Origin of the sequence: Pseudomonas sp. AF32 (assembly GCF_022342325.2) — a bacterium.
In the GTDB taxonomy this organism is placed as follows: Bacteria; Pseudomonadota; Gammaproteobacteria; order Pseudomonadales; family Pseudomonadaceae; genus Aquipseudomonas; species Aquipseudomonas uvaldensis.
Map to the genome: position 1 here is coordinate 289,666 of NZ_RQJK02000002.1, position 21,912 is coordinate 311,577.

20 protein-coding genes are annotated in these 21,912 nt (G+C 60.2%); 5 read left to right on the top strand and 15 right to left on the bottom strand.

What is annotated here, in order from left to right; genetic code table 11:
- The first annotated feature begins 89 nt into the window (after nt 1–89).
- From EGM97_RS03565 to EGM97_RS03575, 3 genes are all read left to right on the top strand, one after another.
- Complete coding sequence (locus EGM97_RS03565) at nt 90–677, top strand: DUF6436 domain-containing protein (RefSeq protein ID WP_238960671.1); 588 nt, start codon at nt 90–92, stop codon at nt 675–677.
- A 259-nt stretch (nt 678–936) separates the two neighbouring features.
- Nucleotides 937–3,342, top strand: coding sequence for a penicillin acylase family protein (locus EGM97_RS03570; RefSeq protein WP_238960670.1), 2,406 nt, complete (start codon nt 937–939; stop codon nt 3,340–3,342).
- A 101-nt stretch (nt 3,343–3,443) separates the two neighbouring features.
- The gene (locus EGM97_RS03575) at nt 3,444–3,785 is read left to right on the top strand and encodes a carboxymuconolactone decarboxylase family protein (RefSeq protein ID WP_003206631.1); all 342 of its coding nucleotides are present in this window, start codon (nt 3,444–3,446) and stop codon (nt 3,783–3,785) included.
- A 173-nt stretch (nt 3,786–3,958) separates the two neighbouring features.
- Here EGM97_RS03575 and EGM97_RS03580 read toward each other — a convergent pair whose 3' ends face one another.
- From EGM97_RS03580 to EGM97_RS03610, 7 genes are all read right to left on the bottom strand, one after another.
- Nucleotides 3,959–4,846, bottom strand: coding sequence for an ABC transporter permease subunit (locus EGM97_RS03580; protein WP_053148334.1), 888 nt, complete (start codon nt 4,844–4,846; stop codon nt 3,959–3,961).
- Entirely contained in the window at nt 4,843–5,763 is a 921-nt protein-coding gene (locus EGM97_RS03585) for an ABC transporter permease subunit (RefSeq protein WP_238960669.1), read from the bottom strand. The genes EGM97_RS03580 and EGM97_RS03585 overlap by 4 nt, the downstream gene beginning before the upstream one ends.
- Entirely contained in the window at nt 5,760–6,902 is a 1,143-nt protein-coding gene (locus EGM97_RS03590) for an ABC transporter ATP-binding protein (RefSeq protein WP_053148338.1), read from the bottom strand. The genes EGM97_RS03585 and EGM97_RS03590 overlap by 4 nt, the downstream gene beginning before the upstream one ends.
- A gap of 68 nt (nt 6,903–6,970) precedes the next feature.
- A complete protein-coding gene (locus tag EGM97_RS03595) occupies nt 6,971–8,068 on the bottom strand; it encodes a polyamine ABC transporter substrate-binding protein (RefSeq protein ID WP_238960668.1) in 1,098 nt (365 codons plus the stop codon).
- 184 nt (nt 8,069–8,252) lie between these two features.
- Nucleotides 8,253–9,350, bottom strand: a complete 1,098-nt coding sequence (locus EGM97_RS03600) for a polyamine ABC transporter substrate-binding protein (protein ID WP_053148343.1) — start codon at nt 9,348–9,350, stop codon at nt 8,253–8,255.
- A 180-nt stretch (nt 9,351–9,530) separates the two neighbouring features.
- The gene (locus tag EGM97_RS03605) at nt 9,531–10,895 is read right to left on the bottom strand and encodes an aspartate aminotransferase family protein (protein WP_238960667.1); all 1,365 of its coding nucleotides are present in this window, start codon (nt 10,893–10,895) and stop codon (nt 9,531–9,533) included.
- A gap of 56 nt (nt 10,896–10,951) precedes the next feature.
- A complete protein-coding gene (locus EGM97_RS03610; protein ID WP_238960666.1) occupies nt 10,952–12,310 on the bottom strand; it encodes a glutamine synthetase family protein in 1,359 nt (452 codons plus the stop codon).
- A 604-nt stretch (nt 12,311–12,914) separates the two neighbouring features.
- Here EGM97_RS03610 and EGM97_RS03615 point away from each other — a divergent pair.
- Both EGM97_RS03615 and EGM97_RS03620 read left to right on the top strand, forming a co-directional pair.
- Nucleotides 12,915–14,291, top strand: coding sequence for a glutamine synthetase family protein (locus EGM97_RS03615; RefSeq protein WP_238960665.1), 1,377 nt, complete (start codon nt 12,915–12,917; stop codon nt 14,289–14,291).
- 214 nt (nt 14,292–14,505) lie between these two features.
- Nucleotides 14,506–15,141 (top strand): TetR/AcrR family transcriptional regulator, encoded by a 636-nt coding sequence (locus tag EGM97_RS03620; protein ID WP_238960664.1) that lies wholly within the window; start codon nt 14,506–14,508, stop codon nt 15,139–15,141.
- Nucleotides 15,142–15,144: 3 nt separating this feature from the next.
- On the opposite strand, the gene EGM97_RS03625 is transcribed toward EGM97_RS03620, so the two are convergent.
- From EGM97_RS03625 to ssuE, 8 genes are all read right to left on the bottom strand, one after another.
- Nucleotides 15,145–16,359, bottom strand: coding sequence for a type II toxin-antitoxin system HipA family toxin (locus EGM97_RS03625; protein ID WP_238960663.1), 1,215 nt, complete (start codon nt 16,357–16,359; stop codon nt 15,145–15,147).
- A complete protein-coding gene (locus EGM97_RS03630) occupies nt 16,359–16,676 on the bottom strand; it encodes a helix-turn-helix domain-containing protein (protein ID WP_238960662.1) in 318 nt (105 codons plus the stop codon). The genes EGM97_RS03625 and EGM97_RS03630 overlap by 1 nt, the downstream gene beginning before the upstream one ends.
- A 185-nt stretch (nt 16,677–16,861) precedes the next feature.
- Entirely contained in the window at nt 16,862–17,077 is a 216-nt protein-coding gene (locus EGM97_RS03635) for a TOBE domain-containing protein (RefSeq protein ID WP_053148357.1), read from the bottom strand.
- Between the two features lie 104 nt (nt 17,078–17,181).
- The gene (gene ssuB, locus EGM97_RS03640) at nt 17,182–17,988 is read right to left on the bottom strand and encodes an aliphatic sulfonates ABC transporter ATP-binding protein (RefSeq protein ID WP_238960661.1); all 807 of its coding nucleotides are present in this window, start codon (nt 17,986–17,988) and stop codon (nt 17,182–17,184) included.
- Nucleotides 17,985–18,767 (bottom strand): aliphatic sulfonate ABC transporter permease SsuC, encoded by a 783-nt coding sequence (gene ssuC / locus EGM97_RS03645; RefSeq protein ID WP_238960660.1) that lies wholly within the window; start codon nt 18,765–18,767, stop codon nt 17,985–17,987. The genes ssuB and ssuC overlap by 4 nt, the downstream gene beginning before the upstream one ends.
- Before the next feature lie 7 nt (nt 18,768–18,774).
- The gene (gene ssuD, locus EGM97_RS03650; protein ID WP_238960659.1) at nt 18,775–19,923 is read right to left on the bottom strand and encodes an FMNH2-dependent alkanesulfonate monooxygenase; all 1,149 of its coding nucleotides are present in this window, start codon (nt 19,921–19,923) and stop codon (nt 18,775–18,777) included.
- A gap of 25 nt (nt 19,924–19,948) precedes the next feature.
- Entirely contained in the window at nt 19,949–20,914 is a 966-nt protein-coding gene (locus EGM97_RS03655; protein WP_238960658.1) for a sulfonate ABC transporter substrate-binding protein, read from the bottom strand.
- A 91-nt stretch (nt 20,915–21,005) separates the two neighbouring features.
- Nucleotides 21,006–21,599: an NADPH-dependent FMN reductase gene (gene ssuE / locus EGM97_RS03660; RefSeq protein WP_238960657.1), complete on the bottom strand. Its 594-nt coding sequence runs from the start codon at nt 21,597–21,599 to the stop codon at nt 21,006–21,008.
- Nucleotides 21,600–21,912 lie beyond the last annotated feature (313 nt).

The window sequence follows — 21,912 nt, forward strand, 5'->3', positions numbered from 1 at the left end:
GCGCATCGCGCAAAAGGACTTTGTCAGCCTGCGATATTCATCTGTCGCGCCAGCCATGGCAAGCTACCCGCCCCCAGAGGATCGACTCCATGCGCCCGTCCCACCGCACGACCCTGTTTGCCAGCCTGCTCGCCCTCGGGTGCGCCGCCGTGTTGTGGGTGGCCTATGACTGGTTCCAGGGTCGTTTCCTGCGGGCGTTCAGCCAACACACAGCAGTCTTCTCCGGCGATCCCTTGCGCCTGCCCGCGGAGTTGGCTGGCCCGGGCGCGATCCGCCTGGTGCATTTCTGGGACCCGGCATGTCCATGCAACGTCGGCAACCAGCAGCATCTTTCCGAACTGGTCGATAAATACGTACCGCAAGGTGTCGAGTTCTATGCGGTGCAAAAGACCGGCAGCCAAGGTCAGTTGCCCACCACCCTGAACCGCCTCAAGCCCCTCGCCGCGCTCCCCGGTTCAGACCGGATTCCCGCCAGCCCGGCCGTGGCAATCTGGGATCGCAGCGGCCAACTGGCGTACTTCGGCCCCTACAGTGAAGGGCTGACCTGCAACTCAAGCAACAGCTTCATCGAGCCCATTCTCGAGGCGTTGAGCGTCGGTCGGGCGGTCAACGCAACCCATACGCTGGCGGTGGGTTGTTATTGCCCGTGGGGAGAGGACACTTCCGCCAAACCCTAGGCTATGTACGAAATCGTTTGAAACTTGGTTATGCAGCGTTAAAAACCGGCTCGTGCGCGAGTCCGATCGGAATGCTCATTGACAACCAGTCAAGTCGAGCGCGACCCCGGACGCTCCTCGCCGGTTTTTGCCTTGCCTAACCTGCGCTTCAAGCAATTTCGTACACACCCTAGACAAATCCCTCCGAGGAACGATGCGCCGACAGGCAGCGGCATGTTAAACAGGAACAAAACAGCGCGTCATCGGCAAAGGAAGCTTCATGAAACGCAGCCTCATCGCACTTCTCTCACTCGTCGTGACCGCCATCATCGTCGCGGGTGGCTACCTCTACAGCAAGCAACCGACCCGCCAGGGCACGGTGCAACTGGCAGGGTTGCACGGCACAGTCACGGTGCGCTACGACGAGCGGGGCGTGCCGCATATCCGCGCCGGGAACGAAGCCGATATGTACCGCGCCCTTGGCTACGTCCATGCCCAGGACCGGCTGTTCCAGATGGAGATCATGCGCCGGCTCGCCCGTGGCGAACTGGCCGAAGTGCTGGGACCGAAACTGCTCGATACCGACAAGCTGATGCGCAGCCTGCGCATTCGCGAGCGCGCCGCGAGCTATGTGGCCGAACAGGATCATCAAGCCCCGGCGTGGCTGGCAATGCAGGCTTACCTCGACGGCATCAACCTCTACCAGAACAGCCACACCCGGCCGTTGGAATTCGATGTATTGGGTATTCCCAAGCGTCCCTTCACTGCCGAAGACACCGTGAGCATCACCGGCTACATGGCCTACAGTTTTGCCGCGGCCTTTCGTACCGAACCGCTGTTGACCTACGTACGCGATCAACTGGGCCCCGACTACCTGAACATCTTCGACCTTGAATGGCAGCCCCAAGGGGTGCTGACCGAGGCACGCAAGAGCGGCCTGCCGCTGGCCGCGAACGACTGGAAAGAGCTCAACGCCCTGGCGCGCTTGAGCGAGCAGGCCCTCGCCGAAAATGGCCTGCCGCAGTTCGAAGGCAGCAATGCCTGGGCGGTATCCGGCAGCCGCACTCACGGCGGCAAGCCGTTGCTGGCGGGCGATCCGCATATTCGCTTTTCGACGCCATCGGTGTGGTACGAAGCGCACCTCTCGGCGCCGGGTTTTGAACTCTATGGGCATTATCAAGCGCTGATGCCCTTTGCAACGCTGGGCATGAACAAGGATTTCGGTTGGAGCATCACCATGTTCCAGAACGACGACCTGGACCTGATCGCGGAGAAGGTCAACCCGGACAATCCCGAGCAGGTCTGGTATCGCGGGCAATGGGTGGATATGACCCGCAGCGAGCAACAGATCGCGGTCAAAGGCCTGGCGCCTGTGACGCTAGTGCTGCGTCAGTCGCCCCATGGCCCGATCGTCAACGACGCCCTCGGTGCGCATGCCGGCAAGACCCCGGTTGCCATGTGGTGGGGTTTCCTGGAAAGCCGCAATCCGATCCTCGAGGCGTTTTACCAGCTCAATCGCGCCGATACCCTTGCCAAGGCCCGTGGCGCCTCGGCCAGGATCCACGCGCCCGGACTGAACGTCGTGTGGGCCAATGCCAAAGGCGACATCGGCTGGTGGGCCGCGGCGCAACTGCCCAAGCGACCGGCAGGGGTAAAACCCGGCTTCATTCTCGATGGCAGCAGCCCCGAGGCGGATAAAGAAGGTTTTTACCCGTTCAGCAGCAACCCGCAGGAAGAGAACCCGGACCGGGGCTACATCATCTCGGCGAATTTCCAACCAGTGACGGCCAATAGCATGGAAATCCCCGGGTACTACAACCTCGCCGACCGCGGTCAGCAACTCAACCAGCAGCTCAGCGACCAGCAGGCGAAGTGGGACATCGAGACCACGCGCAAACTGCAATTGGGCACCACCACCGCCTACGGGCCTCGGCTGCTCGCGCCGCTGCTGCCGCTATTGCGTGAGGTGGCCAGCGACCCGCAGGAACGCAAATTCGTCGAACAACTGGCTCAATGGCAGGGTGATTACCCGGTGGATTCCGTCAGCGCCACACTGTTCAACCAGTTCCTGTTCAACCTGGCCGACGCCGCCCTGCACGATGAACTGGGGGACGGGTTCTTCGACACTGCGCTGTCGACCCGGGTGATCGATGCCGCCCTTCCACGCCTGGCGGCTTCCCAGGATTCACCCTGGTGGGACGACCGCTCGACACTGGGCACCGAGACCCGCGCCGACATTGTGAAAATCGCCTGGACCAAGAGCCTGGCGCACCTGAAGGCGCCCCTCGGTGACGATCCCACGCAATGGCAGTGGGGCAAGGCCCACACCCTGACCCACGGTCATCCACTGGGCATGCAAAAACCGCTGGACCGGATTTTCAATGTCGGCCCGTTTGCCGCGCCGGGCACTCATGAGGTGCCCAACAACCTCTCGGCGAAAATCGGCCCCGCCCCGTGGCCGGTGACCTATGGCCCGTCCACCCGGCGCATCATCGACTTCGCCGACCCCAGCCACAGCGTCACCATCAACCCCGTCGGCCAGAGTGGTGTGCCGTTCGATAAGCATTACGAGGATCAGGCCGAGGCGTACATCGAGGGTGTGTATCACCAGGCGCACCTGGCCGAGGAAGAAGTGACGGCAAACACCCGCGAGACCTTGAAGCTGCTGCCGGCCAGGACGCCATGAGCCGGCTACCGTGCATTTCGTCATGAAAACGGCTTGATCGTCACGGATGGTCAAGACTACAAGGGCTCGATGCCCTGCCCCCGACTACAGGAGTCAATGCGATGTTCAACAACTGGTCCGAACTGCTGCCCACTATCAAAAGCGCCTTCGGCGCGCTGGGCAAAAGCAACCCGAAAATGGTCAAGGCCTACATGGCCCTGGATGAAGCGGCCGCCGAAAACGACGTGCTCGACGCCAAGACCCGCGAGTTGATTTCCATCGCCGTGGCGATCACGACCCGCTGTGATGGCTGCATCGGTGTACACACCGACGCGGCCATCAAGGCCGGTGCCACCCGCGAAGAAATCGCCGCCACCCTGGCCACTGCGGTTTCGCTGAACGCTGGCGCGGCGTACATCTACTCGTTGCGGGCGCTGGAGGCTCATGACGCGTTGAAGAAATGAAACGGGCGATTGCCCTTGCCCACAATGGGCGGCGATGGACCACGATACAGCGCAGGCCACAAAAACCTGTGGGAGCGAGCCTGCTCGCGATGACGGGCTGACATTCAACATCTTCGTTGGCTGTCACACCGCTATCGCGAGCAGGCTCGCTCCCACAGGGGATCTGCCTGACGCTAGGCCGATACGGTCTCCGGCCGGCGCACCTGCGGTTGTTTCCAGGAGTCGGCGGCGCTTTCCTCGATGGCTTGCTGAATGGCCCGCCGACGGTTTTCCTCAGCCCGACGGCTGAAGTACCAGACCAGGAACGTCACCAGCGACACGGCCAGCAGGATCAGGCTCGCCACAGCGTTGATCTCCGGCTTGACGCCCAGGCGCACCGCCGAGAACACCTCCATCGGCAACGTGGTGGAACCGGGGCCGGAGACGAAGCTTGCCAGCACCAGGTCATCCAGGGACAACGCGAAGGACATCATGCCGCCCGCCGCCAGCGACGGTGCGATCATCGGGATGGTGATCAGGATGAACACCTTCCATGGCCGCGCACCGAGATCCATGGCGGCTTCTTCAATGGACAGGTCCAGCTCACGCAAGCGCGAGGAGACCACCACGGCCACGTAGGCGGCGCAAAACGTCGTGTGAGCGATCCAGATCGTGACGATGCCGCGCTCCTGGGGCCAGCCGATCATCTGCGCCATGGCGACGAACAGCAGCAACAGCGACAGACCGGTGATCACTTCCGGCATCACCAGCGGCGCGGTGACCAGGCCACCGAACAGCGTCCGCCCCTTGAAGCGGGTAATGCGAGTCAGCACAAAGGCCGCCAACGTGCCCAGGGCCACCGCCGCCACCGCCGTGTAGCAGGCGATTTCCAGCGAACGCACCACCGACCCCATCAGTTGGGTGTTGTCCAGTAGGCCGACGTACCACTTGATCGACCAGCCGCCCCACACCGTCACCAGCTTCGAGGCGTTGAACGAGAAGATCACCAGGATCACCATCGGCGCATAGATGAACAACAATCCCAGCACCAGCATCAGGCTCGAAAAACGAAAGCGCTTCATTCCTTGCCCTCCATTTCCTTGGCCTGACTGCGGTTGAACAGGATGATGGGCACGATCAGGATCGCCAGCATCACCACCGCCAGGGCGGATGCCACCGGCCAGTCACGGTTGTTGAAGAATTCCTGCCACAGCACTTTGCCGATCATCAGGGTTTCCGGGCCGCCCAGCAGTTCCGGGATCACGAATTCGCCCACCACCGGGATGAACACCAGCATGCACCCGGCGATGATGCCGTTCTTGGACAGCGGCACGGTGATTTTCCAGAAGCTGTTGAAGGTGCTGGAGCCCAGGTCGGACGCCGCCTCCAGCAAGCTGGGGTCGTGTTTGACCAGGTTGGCGTATAACGGCAGGATCATGAACGGCAGGTACGAATAGACCACGCCGATGTACACCGCCAGGTTGGTGTTGAGGATCTGCAAGGGTTCGCTGATCCACCCCATGCTCATCAGGAAGCCGTTGAGCAAACCGTTGTTGCTGAGGATACCCATCCACGCGTAGACGCGGATCAGGATCGCGGTCCAGGTCGGCATCATGATCAGCAGCACCAGCACCGTCTGCGTTTCCTTGCGGGCGTTGGCGATGCCGTAGGCCATGGGGTAGCCGATCAACAGGCACAGGGCGGTGCTGATCAGGGCCATTTTCAGCGAGCCCAGGTAGGCGGCAATGTACAGCTCATCCTCGCTGAGCATCGCGTAGTTCGCGATGTTGAGCAGTATCTGCAACTTCTGGTCGACGTAGCTGTAAATCTCGGTGTACGGCGGAATCGCGACGTCGGCTTCAGCGAAGCTGATCTTCAGGACGATGAAGAACGGCAGCATGAAGAACAGGAACAGCCAGATGAAGGGCACCCCGATGACCAGTTGACGGCCACCGGGCGTTATTCGGGCGAGTCGACGCTTGAGTTTGCACATGTTCATGAGCGAAGCACCACGCCGCTGTCGTCTTCCCACCAGACGAACACCTGGTCGCCCCAGGTCGGCCGCTGTCCGCGGCGTTCGGCGTTGGCGACAAAGGATTGCACCAGCTTGCCGCTCGGCAACTCGACGTAGAACACCGAATGGCCGCCCAGGTAGGCGATGTCATGGACCTTGCCACTGGACCAGTTGTGCTCGCAGGTCGGCTGCTCGGCGGTCACCAGCAGTTTTTCCGGGCGGATGGCATAGGTCACGGACTTGTCCTGCACCGAAGTACTGATGCCATGGCCCACGTAGATATTGCGATCCAGGTCCTTGCAGGTCAGCACCGCATGCCCCTCGGCGTCGTCCACCACTTCGGTCTCGAAGATGTTGACGTTGCCGATGAACTCGCAGACCAGCCGGCTGGTCGGGGTTTCGTAGATGTCGATCGGGCTGCCGATCTGGGCGATCCAGCCCAGGTGCATGATCGCGATGCGTTCGGCCATGGTCATGGCCTCTTCCTGGTCGTGGGTCACCATGACGCAGGTCACGCCCACCCGCTCGATGATCTCCACCAGTTCGAGCTGCATCTGCGAGCGCAGCTTCTTGTCCAGGGCACCCATCGGTTCATCGAGCAGCAGCAACTTGGGGCGTTTGGCCAGGGAACGGGCCAGGGCCACGCGCTGACGCTGGCCGCCAGAGAGCTGGTGAGGCTTGCGCTTGGCGTACTGGCTCATCTGCACCAGCTTGAGCATCTCGGCCACGCGGGCATCGATCTCGGGCTTGGGGATCTTGTCCTGCTGCAGGCCGAACGCGATGTTCTGCGCCACGGTCATGTGGGGGAACAAGGCATAGGACTGGAACATCATGTTGATCGGCCGCTCGTAGGGCGGCATGTCGGTGATGTCCACACCGTCGAGGAAAATGCGCCCTTCCGTGGGTCGCTCGAACCCGGCCAGCATGCGCAGCAAGGTGGATTTGCCCGATCCCGAACCGCCGAGCAGGGCGAAGATCTCACCCTTCTTGATTTCCAGGGACACATCGTCCACGGCAATCGTCTCGTCGAACTTTTTCGTGACCCGGTCGATCTTGACCAACACCTGCTTGGGTGCGTGGTCGCCCTCGAGGGCTTTCTTATAGGCGCCGGAGGCAACTGCCATTTACGAAACTCCCACAGATTTTACAGTTCGCCCCTCGCGGGCGAGCCTTGAGTTAGAGCGGTTTTTTGCTATTTACCCGACTTGACCTTGGTCCAGCTTCGGGTCATGAGTCGTTGGATCTTGGGCGGCAACTCGGAGTTGACGTAGAGCTTGTCGACGATCGCCTGGGGCGGGTAGACCGCTTCGTCAGTACGCACGTCCTGATTCATCAGTTCGCCAGCCTTGGGGTTCGGGTTGGCATAGCCGACGTAATCGCTGACCTTGGCAATCACCTCAGGCTCGAGCAGGTAATTGATGAATGCATGGGCTTGCTTGACGTTGGTGGCGTCACGTGGGATCGCCAGCATGTCGAACCAGAGGTTGCCGCCTTCTTTTGGGATCACATAGGCGATTTCGACGCCCTTGCCGGCCTCGCTGGCACGTTCGCGGGCCTGGAAAATATCCCCGGAGAAACCGGCGGCCACGCAGATCTCGCCATTGGCCAGATCGGAGATGTACTTGGAGGAATTGAAGTAGGTCACGTAGGGCCGGATCTTGAGGAGCTGGGCCTCGGCCTTCTTGTAGTCTTCAGGATTTTCGCTGTTGGGGTCCAGGCCCAGGTAATTCAACATGGCCGGGATCATCTCGTCACCGGAATCGAGGAACGAGACGCCACAACTGGACAGTTTCTTGATGTTTTCCGGCTCGAACAGCATGGCCCACGAGTCGATCTTGTCGACGCCCAGCACAGCCTTGATCTTCTCGACGTTATAGCCGATGCCGTTGGTCCCCCACAGATAAGGCACGGCGTACTGGTTGCCCGGATCGTTCTTGTCCAGGCGCTTGAGCAGCGAAGGGTCGAGGTTCGCGTAGTTGGGTAATTGCGCCTTGTCGAGCTTCTGGAACGCCCCGGCCTTGATCTGCTTGCCCAGGAAATGGTTGGACGGCACGACCACGTCGTAGCCGGTACGACCCGCCAGCAACTTGCCTTCCAGGGTTTCGTTGGAATCGAATACGTCATACACCGGCTTGATCCCGGTGGCTTTTTCGAAATCCGCCAGCGTGGACTCGCCGATGTAATCCGACCAGTTATAAATATGCACGGTGGAGGCAGCCTGGACGCTGACCGCGAGCGTCAGGCCTGCGCTGACCAGCAAGGCGTTGCGTAACAAAGAAAAGACTGGCACGTGGAGGTCCTCTATATAGTTGGGCCCAAGTTGCCCCCTGTTACCGGCCACGAAGGGCCCTGCAACAAAACCGGCGCGCAACTTACCCTCGATAAACCGATCCAGCAAAACTTTTAATTATTTAATTGCTCCTGTTGCCAACCGCCGCGATGGCGGCGACAACAGGAAGGTGCCTCAGGCCGGCTTATTTACCGGATTTGATCTTGGTCCAGCTGCGGGTCAGGATCCGCTGGGTAGCGGGCGGCAAGTCGCTGATTGCATACAGATGGGCTTTCACTTCATCCGATGGATAGATGTTCGGATCTCCGGAGATTTCCTTGTCCACCAGCGGGGTAGCAGCCTTGTTGCCGTTCGGGAAACGCACGTTGTCGGTGATTTCCGCCATGATTTCCGGTTTCATCAGGAAGTTCATGTACTTGTAGGCAGCCTCGACGTTTTCGGCATCCTTGGGAATGGCGACCATGTCGTAGAACGAACCAGCGCCTTCTTTCGGAATGCTGTAGGCCACCTTGACCTTGCCACCGGCTTCGGCGGCGCGGGACTTGGATTGCTCGATATCACCCGAATAACCCACGGCGACACAGATGTTGCCGTTGGCCAGGTCGGAGATGTACTTGGAGGAGTGGAAATAGCTGATCGATGGACGGATCTTGAGGAACAGCGCCTCGGCATCGGCCAGTTGCTTCTTGTCCTGGCTGTCGGTCGGATAGCCCAGGTAATGCAGCGCCACCGGAATCATCTCGGTCGGCGAGTCGAGGAAGCTCACGCCGCAACTCTTGAGCTTGGCGATGTTTTCCGGCTTGAGCAGAACATCCCAGGAATCGATCTTGTCGACACCCAGTGCTGCCTTGACCTTCTCGGGGTTATAGCCGATACCGATAGTGCCCCACATGTAAGGGAAGGCATGCTGGTTACCCTTGTCGCTGGCATCGCCTACTGCCTTGAGCAGGTCGGTGTCGAGGTTCTTCCAGTTCGGCAGCTTGGACTTGTCCAGCGGCTGATAGACGCCCGCCTTGATCTGCTTGGCCAGGAAGTTGTTCGACGGCACCACGATGTCATAACCGGACTTGCCGGCCAGCAACTTGGCTTCCAGGGTTTCGTTGCTGTCGAATACGTCATACACCACCTTGATCCCCGTCTCTTTTTCAAACTTGGCGACGGTGTCCGGTGCGATGTAGTCGGACCAGTTATAGACATGCAGCACTTTGTCGTCCGCCTGGACGGCACCTGCCATCACGCCCATCAGGGACATGGCGAGGAGGGTCTTGCCAGCTATCTTCATACCTAATGCCTTCATGGATGATGCTCCAGTTATTCTTCTTAGCCACAGTTCAGTAGCCGGCTCGCGGGCAACTTGAACAGGCGGTAGTCTGGCAAGTTACAGGGCAGGCTTTCAACACATATACCCAGCCTTTTCGCACCGGGCGAAGCCCTTCAAGGCGCCTCGCTCAGAGCCTAGCACTCAGCCTTGCAACGCACCCAGAGTCAGGTCCAGGCAGCGCCGTGCCTTGGTCACCAGCTCGTCGATCTCGGACTCGCTGATCACCAGCGGCGGCGCAATGATCATGGTGTCGCCCACCGCCCGCATGATCAGCCCGTTATCGAAGCAGAACTGCCGGCAAATCATGCCCACGCCCTTGCCTTCATAACGTTGGCGCGTGGCCTTGTCCCGGACCAGTTCGATCGCCCCCAGCAAACCGACCCCGCGCACTTCACCCACCAACGGGTGATCGTTCAGTTCCCGCAGGCGTTTCTGCAAATACGGTGCCGTTTGGTCGTGGACCCGCTCGATGATCTTCTCTTCGCGCAGGATGCGGATGTTCTCCAGGGCCACCGCAGCAGCCACCGGGTGGCCGGAATAAGTGAACCCGTGGTTGAAGTCGCCACCCTCGTTGAGCACCGCGACCACATCGTCGCGCACGATCAGGCCGCCCATGGGGATATAGCCGGAAGTCAGCCCCTTGGCGATGGTCATCATGTGCGGTTTCAGACCGTAATAGTCGGTACCGAACCACTCGCCGGTGCGGCCGAAACCACAGATCACTTCGTCGGCCACGAACAGGATGTCGTATTTGGCGAGGATCTCCTTCACGCGCGGCCAGTAGCTGTCCGGCGGCACGATCACGCCACCCGCGCCCTGGATCGGCTCGGCAATGAACGCACCGACGTTGTCCACACCGACTTCGAGAATCTTCTCTTCCAGTTGGTTGGCGGCCCACAGACCAAACTCCTCGGGACTCATGTCGCCGCCTTCACCGAACCAGTACGGCTGGGCGATATGGACGATACCCGGGATCGGCAGGTCGCCCTGCTCGTGCATATAGGTCATGCCACCCAGGCTCGCGCCGGCCACGGTCGAACCGTGATAGCCGTTCTTGCGACTGATGATGACTTTCTTGTTCGGCTGGCCCTTGATCGCCCAGTAGTGGCGGACCATCCGCAGCATGGTGTCGTTGCCTTCGGAACCGGACCCGGTGAAGAACACATGACTCATGCCTGGCGGAGCGACGTCGGCAATGGTCTTGGACAATTCCAGTGCCGGCGGGTGGGCGGTCTGGAAGAACAGGTTGTAGTACGGCAGCTCGCGCATCTGCTGGCTGGCGGCATCGGCCAGTTCATCGCGGCCGTAACCGACCGCCACGCACCAGAGCCCGGCCATGCCGTCGAGGATCTTGTTGCCTTCGCTATCCCAGAGATAGACACCCTTGGCGCGGGTGATGATGCGCGGACCTTTTTCCTTGAGCTGCTTGAAGTCGCTGAACGGCGCCAGGTGATGATCGCTACTCAAGGCTTGCCATTCACGGGTCTGCGGATTGTTGCGGGTCATGCGGATTCTCCTTTATCGGTTGGGGCGAAGCGGCCTTGGCCGCCCCGCCCGGCGCATCAGACGGCAAAGAGCAGGAATTCCCGCTCCCACGAACTGATGACGCGCTTGAAGTTTTCATGCTCGGCCCGCTTGACCGCGACGTAGCCCGTGATGAACTTCTTGCCCAGGTATTTCTCGATGGTCTTGCTGTTTTCCATGCGCTCAAGAGCGTCCTCGATGGTCAGCGGCAAGCGCAGGTTGCGCCGCTCATAACCACGGCCCACTACCGGCGCGCTCGGGTTGAGGCCTTCGACCATGCCGATGAAGCCACACAGCAGGCTGGCGGCGATGGCCAGGTACGGGTTGGCATCGGCACCCGGCAGACGGTTTTCCACCCGACGGTTCTGCGGTCCGGCATCCGGTACCCGCAGGCCAACCGTACGGTTCTCCTCACCCCACTCCACGTTCACCGGCGCCGAGGTATCCGGCAAGAAGCGGCGGAACGAATTGACGTTGGGCGCGAACAGCGGCAACAGCTCGGGGATGAGCTTCTGCAACCCGCCGATGTGATGCAGGAACAACTCGCTCATGGTCCCGTCATCATTGGAAAAGACGTTCTTGCCGGTTTCCTTGTCGATGATGCTCTGATGCAAGTGCATCGCGCTGCCCGGCTCGCCGGTCATGGGCTTGGCCATGAACGTGGCAGCCACATTGTGCTTGAGCGCGGCCTCACGCATGGTGCGCTTGAAGACCAGGATCTGGTCGGCCAGGGACAGAGCGTCGCCATGGCGGAAATTGATTTCCATCTGCGCCGTGCCGTCCTCGTGGATCAAGGTATCGAGGTCCAGCTCCTGCAACTCGCACCAGTCGTAGACGTCTTCGAACAGAGGATCGAATTCGTTGGCCGCTTCAATGGAGAACGACTGGCGACCGGTTTCCGGACGGCCGGAGCGGCCAACAGGCGGTTGCAGCGGGAAGTCCGGGTCGTCGCTGCGCTTGGTCAGGTAGAACTCCATCTCCGGCGCGACGATCGGCTGCCAACCCTTGTCGGCGTAGAGCTTGAGTACCTTCTTGAGTACGTTGCGCGGCGACAACTCGATGGGGTTGCCCTGCTTGTCATAGGTGTCGTGGATCACCTGGGCGGTGGGCTCGATGGCCCAGGGCACCAGGAACACCGCGTTTTCGTCCGGACGGCACACCATGTCGATGTCCGCCGGGTCCAGCAGTTCGTAATAGATGTCGTCTTCGACATAGTCGCCCGTAACGGTCTGGAGCAGAACGCTCTCGGGCAGGCGCATGCCTTTTTCGGCAATGAATTTGTTGGTCGGCGAGATCTTGCCCCGGGTGATACCGGTCAGGTCGCCAATCATGCATTCGACTTCTGTGATCTTATGGTCTTTCAACCAATCGGTGAGCTGGTCGAGGTTGTTACTCATAAATGCCTCTAGGCGTGATTTTCCTGGCTGCCAAGGGTAGTCAGGGGTTGTTTGACGCATCGGCGTCGCGTTGTGTTGCCTCTACCCGACAAATGCCCGGGAAAAGGTTCTACATTGAAAGGAGAGCCGCTAAAGGGAGTTTCGTCCAGGGCGTCCAGAATATTGGACGATGATGACGGCCGGTGCACCAGGAACGAAATCGACGTGGAGATGTGCCCGATGACCTTCATCATGGCCTGGCGGCGCTTATCGCCACGGATGCGACGAGCATGCCAACCGATTTGCCGGGACAGCGGGTGACGCCGTTGGGACGGCAGGCGAGACATGAAACACCCCGGTATTATTGCTGTTATGGGTTTGAATCGAGCTTAGCCTTGTTCATTTTTTTACACAACACCCCCGTAAAAAATACAACACGGCCCGCTCAAGCCTGCGGGCGCCACGACCTTTAAAGGGATAAAAACGCCCCAAATTGCCTCAAAAAAGCCCCCCAAGTGCTTTTTTAGGGCAAAAAAGGCCCTGCTTGACTTCGGCATGCCGTTCGGGTTGACTGGGTTTCAAAGAGATCAATGATTGATATTTTTAACAACAAAGGTGTTGCATCATGTCGGTACCCCCGCGTGCCGTTCAGCTTAACGAAGCGAACGCGTTCCTTAAGGAACATCCTGAGGTTCTGTACGTTGACCTTCTGATTGCGGATATGAATGGTGTGGTGCGTGGCAAGCGCATAGAACGCACCAGCCTCCACAAGGTTTACGAGAAAGGCATCAACCTGCCGGCCTCCCTGTTTGCCCTGGATATCAATGGTTCGACGGTGGAAAGCACCGGCCTGGGCCTGGACATCGGCGATGCCGACCGCATCTGCTACCCGATCCCTGGCACCCTTTCCAACGAACCCTGGCAAAAGCGCCCGACCGCGCAACTGCTGATGACCATGCATGAGCTCGAAGGCGAGCCTTTCTTCGCTGACCCTCGCGAAGTCCTGCGCCAGGTCGTGACCAAGTTCGACGAGCTGGGCCTGACCATCTGCGCGGCCTTCGAGCTTGAGTTCTACCTGATCGACCAGGAGAACGTGAACGGCCGTCCACAACCACCCCGCTCACCGATTTCCGGCAAACGCCCACATTCCACACAGGTCTACCTGATCGACGACCTCGACGAGTATGTCGATTGCCTCCAGGACATCCTGGAAGGCGCCAAGGAGCAAGGCATCCCCGCCGACGCCATCGTCAAGGAAAGTGCCCCGGCGCAGTTCGAAGTGAACCTGCACCATGTGGCCGACCCGATGAAAGCCTGCGACTACGCCGTTCTGCTCAAGCGCCTGATCAAAAACATTGCCTATGACCATGAAATGGACACCACCTTCATGGCCAAGCCGTATCCGGGCCAGGCGGGCAACGGCCTGCATGTCCACATTTCGATTCTGGACAAAGATGGCAGGAATATCTTTGCCAGCGAGGATCCCGAGCAGAACGCCGCGCTTCGTCACGCAATCGGCGGTGTGCTCGAGACCCTGCCCGCGCAGATGGCTTTCCTCTGCCCCAACGTCAACTCCTACCGTCGTTTCGGTGCACAGTTCTACGTGCCGAACTCACCGACCTGGGGTCTGGACAACCGCACCGTGGCCTTGCGCGTACCGACCGGCTCGGCCGATGCCGTGCGCCTGGAACACCGCGTCGCCGGCGCCGATGCCAACCCGTACCTGCTGATGGCCTCCGTACTGGCGGGCGTGCACCATGGCCTGGTTAACAAGATCGAGCCGGGCGCACCGGTGGAAGGAAACAGCTACGAGCAGAACGAACAGAGCCTGCCGAACAACCTGCGCGACGCCCTCCGGGAACTGGACGACAGCGAAGTCATGGCCAAGTACATCGACCCGAAATACATCGATATTTTCGTGGCCTGCAAGGAGAGTGAGCTGGAGGAGTTCGAACACTCCATCTCCGACCTCGAGTACAACTGGTACCTGCATACCGTTTAAGCGGTTGCGGTAGAAAAACGCCGCAGGCCTTCACGGGTTGCGGCGTTTTTTATGGCCATTGTGGTGAGGGGATTTATCCCCGCTGGGCTGCGCAACAGCCCCAAAAAGAAGGGCCGCTTCGCGCCCCAGCGGGGATAAATCCCCTCGCCACAAAAGCAGTATGGATCATCGGCTTGCTCTGCGTACAATGCGCGCAGCCCCGCAGGAGACCTCCATGACGCGCATCGCCAGCCCTCGCAAACCTCGCGCACGCAGCCAGGCTCGGATCGACTCGATTCTCGACGCTGCCCGCACGCTGTTGGCAAGCGAAGGTGTGGGCAACCTGTCCATCTACAGCGTTGCCGAACGCGCCGGCATTCCGCCCTCTTCCGTGTATCACTTCTTCGCCAGCGTTCCGGCCCTGCTCGAAGCCCTGACCGCCGACGTCCACGCGGCCTTCCGCGCTTGCCTGCAAGCGCCGATCGATCATGGATCGCTAAACGGTTGGCGGGACCTGTCGCGACTGGTGGAGCAGCGCATGCTGACGATCTACGACCAGGACGCCGCCGCCCGCCAACTGATCCTGGCCCAGCATGGCCTGACCGAAGTCACCCAGGCCGATCGTCAGCACGACCTGGAGCTGGGCGATTTGATGCACAAGCTCTTCGCCCACCATTTCGAACTGCCGACACTGCCCGATGACGTCGATGTATTCGCCCTCGCCATGGAACTGGGCGACCGCGTCTATGCCCGCTCGGTGCAACAACACGGCCAGATCACCCCGCGCATGGCGGAGGAAGGCATGCGGGTGTTCGATGCGTACCTGGGGTTGTATCTGCCGCCGTATCTGCCCAAGCGCAAAACAGTCTGACCGTCAGCCTTTCATACGTACGGTGCCCATTGCGCTTAGAGCGAGGTCCAGCTCAACGCCATCCAGATGACTGGCGTAATGAGCAACCAGCTCGTCTCCCCAGCTGATCACTTTATCAAGGAGGCCAGTTGCCTGTTCGGGGGTCAAAGCGAAATGCATACAGTGGCTGAGCAGGTTTTCCCGGGTGACGACTCGCCCGTGCCGGCCAACGGCCATTGAAAGATAGGGCGGTGAAGAACCATCGAGCCCCGGCACCACGTCGTACAGCGGCGCCAATCGCCATCGACGTTCGAGCCAGAGGATCGCATGATTTTTCGGGTGATCATCGTCATTACCGACTAGCGCGTTAAAGCACATGCGTTCGAATAACTCTCGCAGGTCGTCATCCGGCACCCCGCGTCGCTTCATTTCATTGGCAAGCCCGGCATAAACCCAGGCGCTACGATCATTGGATCGCCAATCGGCATCCAGCAATGTCAGCCCACTCAACATCGGTATGCGGCGACCCGCTTCGGCAATCGGGAAGCGGTCGAATCGCTTGACCAGCAGTGTTGAGGGCTTGCCTGCATATAGCGCAGTTTTCGCGACATTCAGTCCCTTGAGCGCTGCGAATGTCATGCAGGCATGCTCCATGGCCGGGACATCGCAGGTGTCATAGCGATCACGGGGCTTGGCAAGGATGAACATGCCCTCATCATGCAAGGTGCGCTTGGGTCTTGCCCCTCCTAGAGAGGAACGTTGCTTGCGCAGTTGGAGCGTCCTGATCGCCTCATCATCCAATTGGTTATCAAAAATGGCATCAGCAGCCTCGATAAACGCAGCAAGGCCTTTCAAGGAGGGCAAAGCTTCCTTGCCGACGCCAGCGGGCGGATGACGAGTTGCACCAGCCATCAGATTGCCCGCGCGATCATTGTTCGGCGACTTCAGCAAGTATTCCACAGGGCTCAGATCCGTCCGATGAAGATCCCGCAGAACCCGCTCACCCCAACCATCGGGCATCGAATCGTTGATAAAGCCAGGCACGCCACGGTTTGCGGTAATGCCGACAAAGGGTTGGGCGCGAAGCGGATATCGGATGGGATCGGGCACCCAACCACGACTGGCAACGTAGTCGGGATCGTAGACAAACTCTCCTCGGCCATTGTCGATGCTCAACCGACCTAACGTACGAACCTCTGCGGTTTCAGGATCCTCCATATAGATATAAGCCCTGGACATCAAAATTCTCCCTTGACACCTGCCAGTCGCACACGAGCGTTACGTGGTGCTTGAGCCGCCGCATGGGATGAAGCTTCGATCTGCTGACGACTCTGGAAAACCTCCTGAGTCAGACCTAATTGCCACAGCACCAGCATGAACGATCGCAATTCCACGGAGGGATCACCGGCCTCGATCTTGCGCACCGTTCTTTCCGAAACGGCCAATAACGCGGCGAGATCTTTCTGTCGTTGCCGGTTTTGCAGACGCCTGCTTTTAACCAGCAAGCCGATGGCATGAAGACTGTCGGCACAGTCAATAGGGAAAAATTCATTCATAAACGGCGCTCGGAAGCTGCTAATGCAGGATAAAGCGAACTATAGCACCCCTTAAAATGAGCAGATTCTCTTAAAGACGATTTTTAGCACACTTATAACACCTCTTAAACATCATAAGACATCTTTTAACGCACTTAAAAACCCCGAAGGGCTCACGCCGTCCGGGGCTGCGGATGGAACATTGTTCACAACTTGGCGATGGACACCTCTGTCGATTTGACGAAAGCAATCACTTCACTGCCGATGGTCAACTCCAACTCTTTTACGGAGCGGGTGGTGATCACGGAAGTGACGATGCCGGAGGCGGTCTGGACATCGATTTCCGACAGCACGTCGCCTTCGACGATTTCCTTGATGATGCCTTTGAACTGGTTACGCACGTTGATGGCTTTGATGGTCATACGATTTCTCCTGGGTCGAAATGAGCTGCAAGCTTCGAGCTACAAGCTGCAAGTAAAAGCACGCGCTTCTTCTTGCAGCTTGTAGCTTGCCGCTTGAAGCTGCTTCATTGCGCCCACCGCAACTGCGTGGGCAAGGGTGAAACGGGTTCGGGTTCCGGCGGTTGGCCGGGCAAGGACAGCACGCGGTTGAGGACTTCGGTTTCCAGGGCAGCCAGCCGATGAGAGCCGCGTGCCCGTGGGCGAGGCAGGTCGATGGCCAGATCGAGGCCGATCTGGCCGTCCTCGATCAGGATCACCCGGTCGGCGATGGCCACTGCTTCGCTGACATCGTGGGTCACCAGCAGCACGGTAAAACCGTGTTGCTGCCACAGGCGTTCGATCAACTGCTGCATTTCGATACGTGTCAGCGCGTCGAGCGCTCCCAGGGGTTCGTCGAGCAACAGCAGCCGTGGCTGATGAATCAGGGCCCGGGCCAGGGCCACCCGTTGCTTCTGTCCACCGGACAACGCCGCCGGCCATTCTTGGGCACGATCGGCCAGGCCCACGGCTTCCAACGCCTGTAGCGCTTGTGGCCGCCAGTTGCCCTTGAGCCCGAGGCCAACGTTGTCGATGATTTTTTTCCAGGGCAGCAAACGCGCCTCCTGGAACATCAGCCGCGTATCCTGTTGTGCGGCGCTCAACGGAGCAGAACCGGCCAGCAACTGGCCGTCGGAAGGCTGATCGAGGCCGGCCAGCAGACGCAGCAAGGTGCTTTTGCCACAACCGCTGCGCCCGACCACCGCCACGAATTGGCCGGCGGGAATATGCAGGTCGATATCCCTCAGGACCTGGCGCGGGCCGAAGGTCTTTTGCAGGTTGCGCACCGCCAGCGGAATGCCTTGCAGCAGGCGCGGAGGTTGTTGCGCAGTCATGCGGCACCTCCCTTGTTGACCTGGTACGCCGGATGCCAGCGCAACCAGACCCGCTCGAGCCCACGGGCGGCAAGGTCGGCAAGCTTGCCGAGCACGGCGTACAGCAGAATCGCCAGTACTACCACGTCGGTCTGCAGGAACTCCCGGGCATTCATCGCCAGGTAGCCGATGCCGGAGCTGGCGGAGATGGTTTCCGCCACGATGAGCGTCAACCACATGAAACCCAACGCAAATCGCACCCCCACCAGGATCGAAGGCAAGGCGCCCGGCAGGATCACCTGGCGAAACAGGCTGAAACCGGACAAACCATAGCTGCGGGACATTTCCACCAACGCCGGGTCGACGTTACGAATGCCGTGATAGGTGTTGAGGTAAATCGGAAACAGCGTGCCGAGGGCCACCAGGAAAATCTTCGCCGACTCGTCGATACCGAACCACAGGATCACCAGCGGAATCAGCGCCAAGTGCGGTACGTTCCTGATCATCTGCACCGAACTGTCCAACAGGCGCTCGCCCCATTTTGACAGGCCGGTGATGAAGCCCAGGGCCAGGCCGATACCGCCACCGATCAGGAAACCCACCGCCGCACGCCAGCCACTGATAGCCAGGTGCGTCCAGATCTCGCCGCTGCGCACCAGGTTCACCCCGGCCTCGATCACCGCCACCGGAGCCGGCAGGATCCGCGTGGATAACCAGCCCGCCGACACCGACAATTGCCATATCGCCAGCAACAGCAGCGGCACCGCCCAGGGCGCCAGGTTGTGGATAACTTTCTTCATGACCGCCTCAACTCTGGGACGCGGCTTTGGGAAGAATGTCGTTGGCGACCATTTCACCGAACGGGCTCACATAACCGCCGCTCTTCGGCAATTCCGGGCGTTCCACGTCCAGGTGCGGGAACAGCAGTTCGGCCACGCGGTAGGACTCTTCCAAGTGTGGATAACCCGAGAAGATGAACGTATCGATCCCCAGGTCGGCATACTCCCTGACCCGCGCCGCCACGGTCGGGCCATCGCCCACCAGCGCCGTGCCGGCACCGCCGCGAACCAGCCCCACGCCGGCCCAAAGGTTGGGGTTGACTTCCAGCTTGTCGCGCCGCCCTCCATGCAACGCGGCCATGCGTTGCTGGCCCACCGAATCGAAACGGGCCAGGGACGCCTGGGCACGGGCGATGGTGTCGTCGTCCAGGTGGGAGATCAATCGGTCGGCCGCCTGCCAGGCCTCGGCATTGGTTTGCCGCACGATCACGTGCAGACGGATGCCAAATCGCACGGTACGGCCCAGCTTCTCGGCCTTGGCCCGAACCTGGGCGATTTTTTCCGCCACGGCTTCCGGCGGCTCGCCCCAGGTCAGGACCATTTCCACCTGTTCGGCCGCCAGGTCCTGGGCCGCTTCGGAAGATCCACCAAAGTACAGCGGTGGACGCGGCTGCTGAATCGGTGGATAGAGCAGCTTGGCGCCCTTCACGCTGATGTGCTCGCCGTCGTAATCCACCGTCTCGCCTTCCAGCACGCGCCGCCAGATGCGGGTGAACTCCACCGAAGCCTGGTATCGCGCTTCATGGTCGAGGAACAGGCCATCGCCCGCCAGCTCATCCGGGTCGCCGCCGGTGACCAGGTTGAACAGTGCCCGGCCGCCGGACAACCGGTCCAGGGTCGCAGCCTGGCGCGCGGCCACCGTCGGGGAAATGATTCCGGGGCGCAAGGCAACGAGGAATTTCAGGCGCTGGGTCACGGGAATCAACGAAGCGGCCACCAGCCAGGAGTCCTCGCAGGAACGTCCGGTGGGAATCAGCACCCCACCGAATCCCAGTCGATCCGCCGCCTGGGCGATTTGTTGCAGGTAGCCGTAGTCGACGGCGCGAGCGCCTTCGGCGGTGCCAAGGTAATGGCCGTCGCCGTGGGTGGGCAGGAACCAGAAAATATTGAGGCTCATTGGAGTGGTCTCCTAAGGGATCGGATTACTGCGCGTTCGCAACGGCCGCCGGCGGCGTCCAGATCACGTCCTTGATGCTCAAGGGCTTGGGGATCAATTTGAGCTGATAGAAGCTGTCGGCGACTTTCTGCTGTGCCGCGACCACTTCCGGCGTCAGGAACAACGCACCGTAACCCTGGCGTTTCACCGACGTCAGGGTGATGTCGGCAGGCAGGCCTAACAGGGGCGATACCTGTCTGGTCACGTCTTCGGGGTTGGCCTTGGACCACTCCCCTACCGCCCGCACCTCTTCCACCAGGGTCGTGATGACCTGGGGGTTCTTTTGCGCATAGGGCTTGGTGGCGAGGTAGAACTGGTGGTTGTCGACGATTCCCTTGCCGTCACGCAGAGTGCGCGCCTGCAACTGTTGTTCGGCGGCCGCCTGGTACGGATCCCAGATCACCCAGGCGTCGACACTGCCACGCTCGAATGCGGCACGGGCGTCGGCTGGAGGCAGGAACACGGTCTGGATGTCGGAATATTTCAGACCGGCATCTTCCAGGGCTCGTACCAGCAGGTAATGGACGTTGGAGCCTTTGTTCAGCGCAATCTTCTTGCCCTTGAGGTCTTGCACCGACTGGATCGGCGAGTCCTTGGGCACCAGAATCGCCTCGCTGTTAGGCGCCGGCGGTTCGTAGGCGACGTAAAGCAGATCGGCACCCGCCGCCTGGGCAAACACCGGCGGGGTTTCACCGGTCACGCCGAAGTCGATGGAGCCGACGTTGAGGCCTTCGAGCAGTTGCGGGCCGCCGGGGAATTCAGTCCATTGCACATCCACGCCCTGGGCAGCGAGGCGTTTTTCCAAGGTGCCCTTGGCCTTGAGCAGCACCAGGGTGCCGTACTTCTGATAACCGATCCGCAACGTCTCGGCTTGAGCCTGGATAGTAGCGCCGAAGGACACAGCCGCAGCAAACAGAGCGACCAGCCCGCGACGCAAAATGACAGTGCGCATGGCGCCTCTCCTTTTTGCTGTGGGGTTTTGGCTGCACCTGCTTGGCCGTTGGCGGCTGAGTAAGGTGAGTTGAATCAGGGTGTATCGGGGCTCAAATGCTCCAGCGAGCACTCAATAAACGTTCGTTCAACAGGCTTGGGTCCAGTGGCCTGGGTCGACGGGCCATGGCACTGAGAAACTGTTCCAGCGCTTCGTGCAGGCGTTGCTGCAAGGCGGGCGTCAATTGCGCCTGGGCACTGCCTTCGCCATAGGCGATCTGGCTATCCTCGGCAAAGATCCCCTGGAGCATTTCCTGGGCCTTGAGCGCTGACAGCACCGGCTTGAGGGCGTAATCCACAGCCAGCATGTGGGCGATGCTGCCGCCGGTGGCCATGGGCAATACCACCTTATGGCTCAGGGCGCGTTCGGGCAGCAGGTCCAACAATGTTTTCAGCGCGCCGGAAAAAGACGCCTTGTACACCGGCGTGGCAATCAACAGGCCGTCGGCGTTATCGATCTGCTGGAGCAGGTCAACGACTTTCGGGCTGTCGAAGCGGGCATGGAGCAGGTCCTCGGCAGGAAAGTCACGCACCTGATAACTCACCACCTCCACCCCTTGCTGCTGCAACCAGCGCTGCGCGCGCTCCAACAGCACCCCGGAACGGGAGCGCTGACTGGGACTGCCACCAAGTGAGACGACCAACATGCCAACCATTCCTTAAACGTTCTGCGCGATTCGCGGTGGGCGATCTCGCTGTCTGATGCAAACCATAACAGCGGAGTTATATATCTTTAAATCATATTTATTCATTTGGTTATTCTATATGGAGATATATAGTCCGCATTTCCGAGCGCAATAAAAAAGGCCGTCGAAACGGCCAAATCCCTGGTACTGCACATACCCGTCTGTGGGAGATTCTATGGTTGAGGGGAAGCCCTCAAGCCGCTTTTGGTTGGTATTCGCTTTGCCCTTTCAGCAGAGCGAATACGATCCGAGCAAGCTTGCGAGCCAGCATTAC

Coding starts and splice junctions, on each gene's coding strand:
- EGM97_RS03565 (WP_238960671.1), top strand. CDS start 90: ATGCGCCCGTCCCACCGCACGACCCTGTTTGCCAGCCTGCTCGCCCTC.
- EGM97_RS03570 (WP_238960670.1), top strand. CDS start 937: ATGAAACGCAGCCTCATCGCACTTCTCTCACTCGTCGTGACCGCCATC.
- EGM97_RS03575 (WP_003206631.1), top strand. CDS start 3,444: ATGTTCAACAACTGGTCCGAACTGCTGCCCACTATCAAAAGCGCCTTC.
- EGM97_RS03580 (WP_053148334.1), bottom strand. CDS start 4,846: ATGAAGCGCTTTCGTTTTTCGAGCCTGATGCTGGTGCTGGGATTGTTG.
- EGM97_RS03585 (WP_238960669.1), bottom strand. CDS start 5,763: ATGAACATGTGCAAACTCAAGCGTCGACTCGCCCGAATAACGCCCGGT.
- EGM97_RS03590 (WP_053148338.1), bottom strand. CDS start 6,902: ATGGCAGTTGCCTCCGGCGCCTATAAGAAAGCCCTCGAGGGCGACCAC.
- EGM97_RS03600 (WP_053148343.1), bottom strand. CDS start 9,350: ATGAAGATAGCTGGCAAGACCCTCCTCGCCATGTCCCTGATGGGCGTG.
- EGM97_RS03605 (WP_238960667.1), bottom strand. CDS start 10,895: ATGACCCGCAACAATCCGCAGACCCGTGAATGGCAAGCCTTGAGTAGC.
- EGM97_RS03610 (WP_238960666.1), bottom strand. CDS start 12,310: ATGAGTAACAACCTCGACCAGCTCACCGATTGGTTGAAAGACCATAAG.
- EGM97_RS03615 (WP_238960665.1), top strand. CDS start 12,915: ATGTCGGTACCCCCGCGTGCCGTTCAGCTTAACGAAGCGAACGCGTTC.
- EGM97_RS03620 (WP_238960664.1), top strand. CDS start 14,506: ATGACGCGCATCGCCAGCCCTCGCAAACCTCGCGCACGCAGCCAGGCT.
- EGM97_RS03625 (WP_238960663.1), bottom strand. CDS start 16,359: ATGTCCAGGGCTTATATCTATATGGAGGATCCTGAAACCGCAGAGGTT.
- EGM97_RS03630 (WP_238960662.1), bottom strand. CDS start 16,676: ATGAATGAATTTTTCCCTATTGACTGTGCCGACAGTCTTCATGCCATC.
- EGM97_RS03635 (WP_053148357.1), bottom strand. CDS start 17,077: ATGACCATCAAAGCCATCAACGTGCGTAACCAGTTCAAAGGCATCATC.
- ssuB (WP_238960661.1), bottom strand. CDS start 17,988: ATGACTGCGCAACAACCTCCGCGCCTGCTGCAAGGCATTCCGCTGGCG.
- ssuC (WP_238960660.1), bottom strand. CDS start 18,767: ATGAAGAAAGTTATCCACAACCTGGCGCCCTGGGCGGTGCCGCTGCTG.
- ssuD (WP_238960659.1), bottom strand. CDS start 19,923: ATGAGCCTCAATATTTTCTGGTTCCTGCCCACCCACGGCGACGGCCAT.
- EGM97_RS03655 (WP_238960658.1), bottom strand. CDS start 20,914: ATGCGCACTGTCATTTTGCGTCGCGGGCTGGTCGCTCTGTTTGCTGCG.
- ssuE (WP_238960657.1), bottom strand. CDS start 21,599: ATGTTGGTCGTCTCACTTGGTGGCAGTCCCAGTCAGCGCTCCCGTTCC.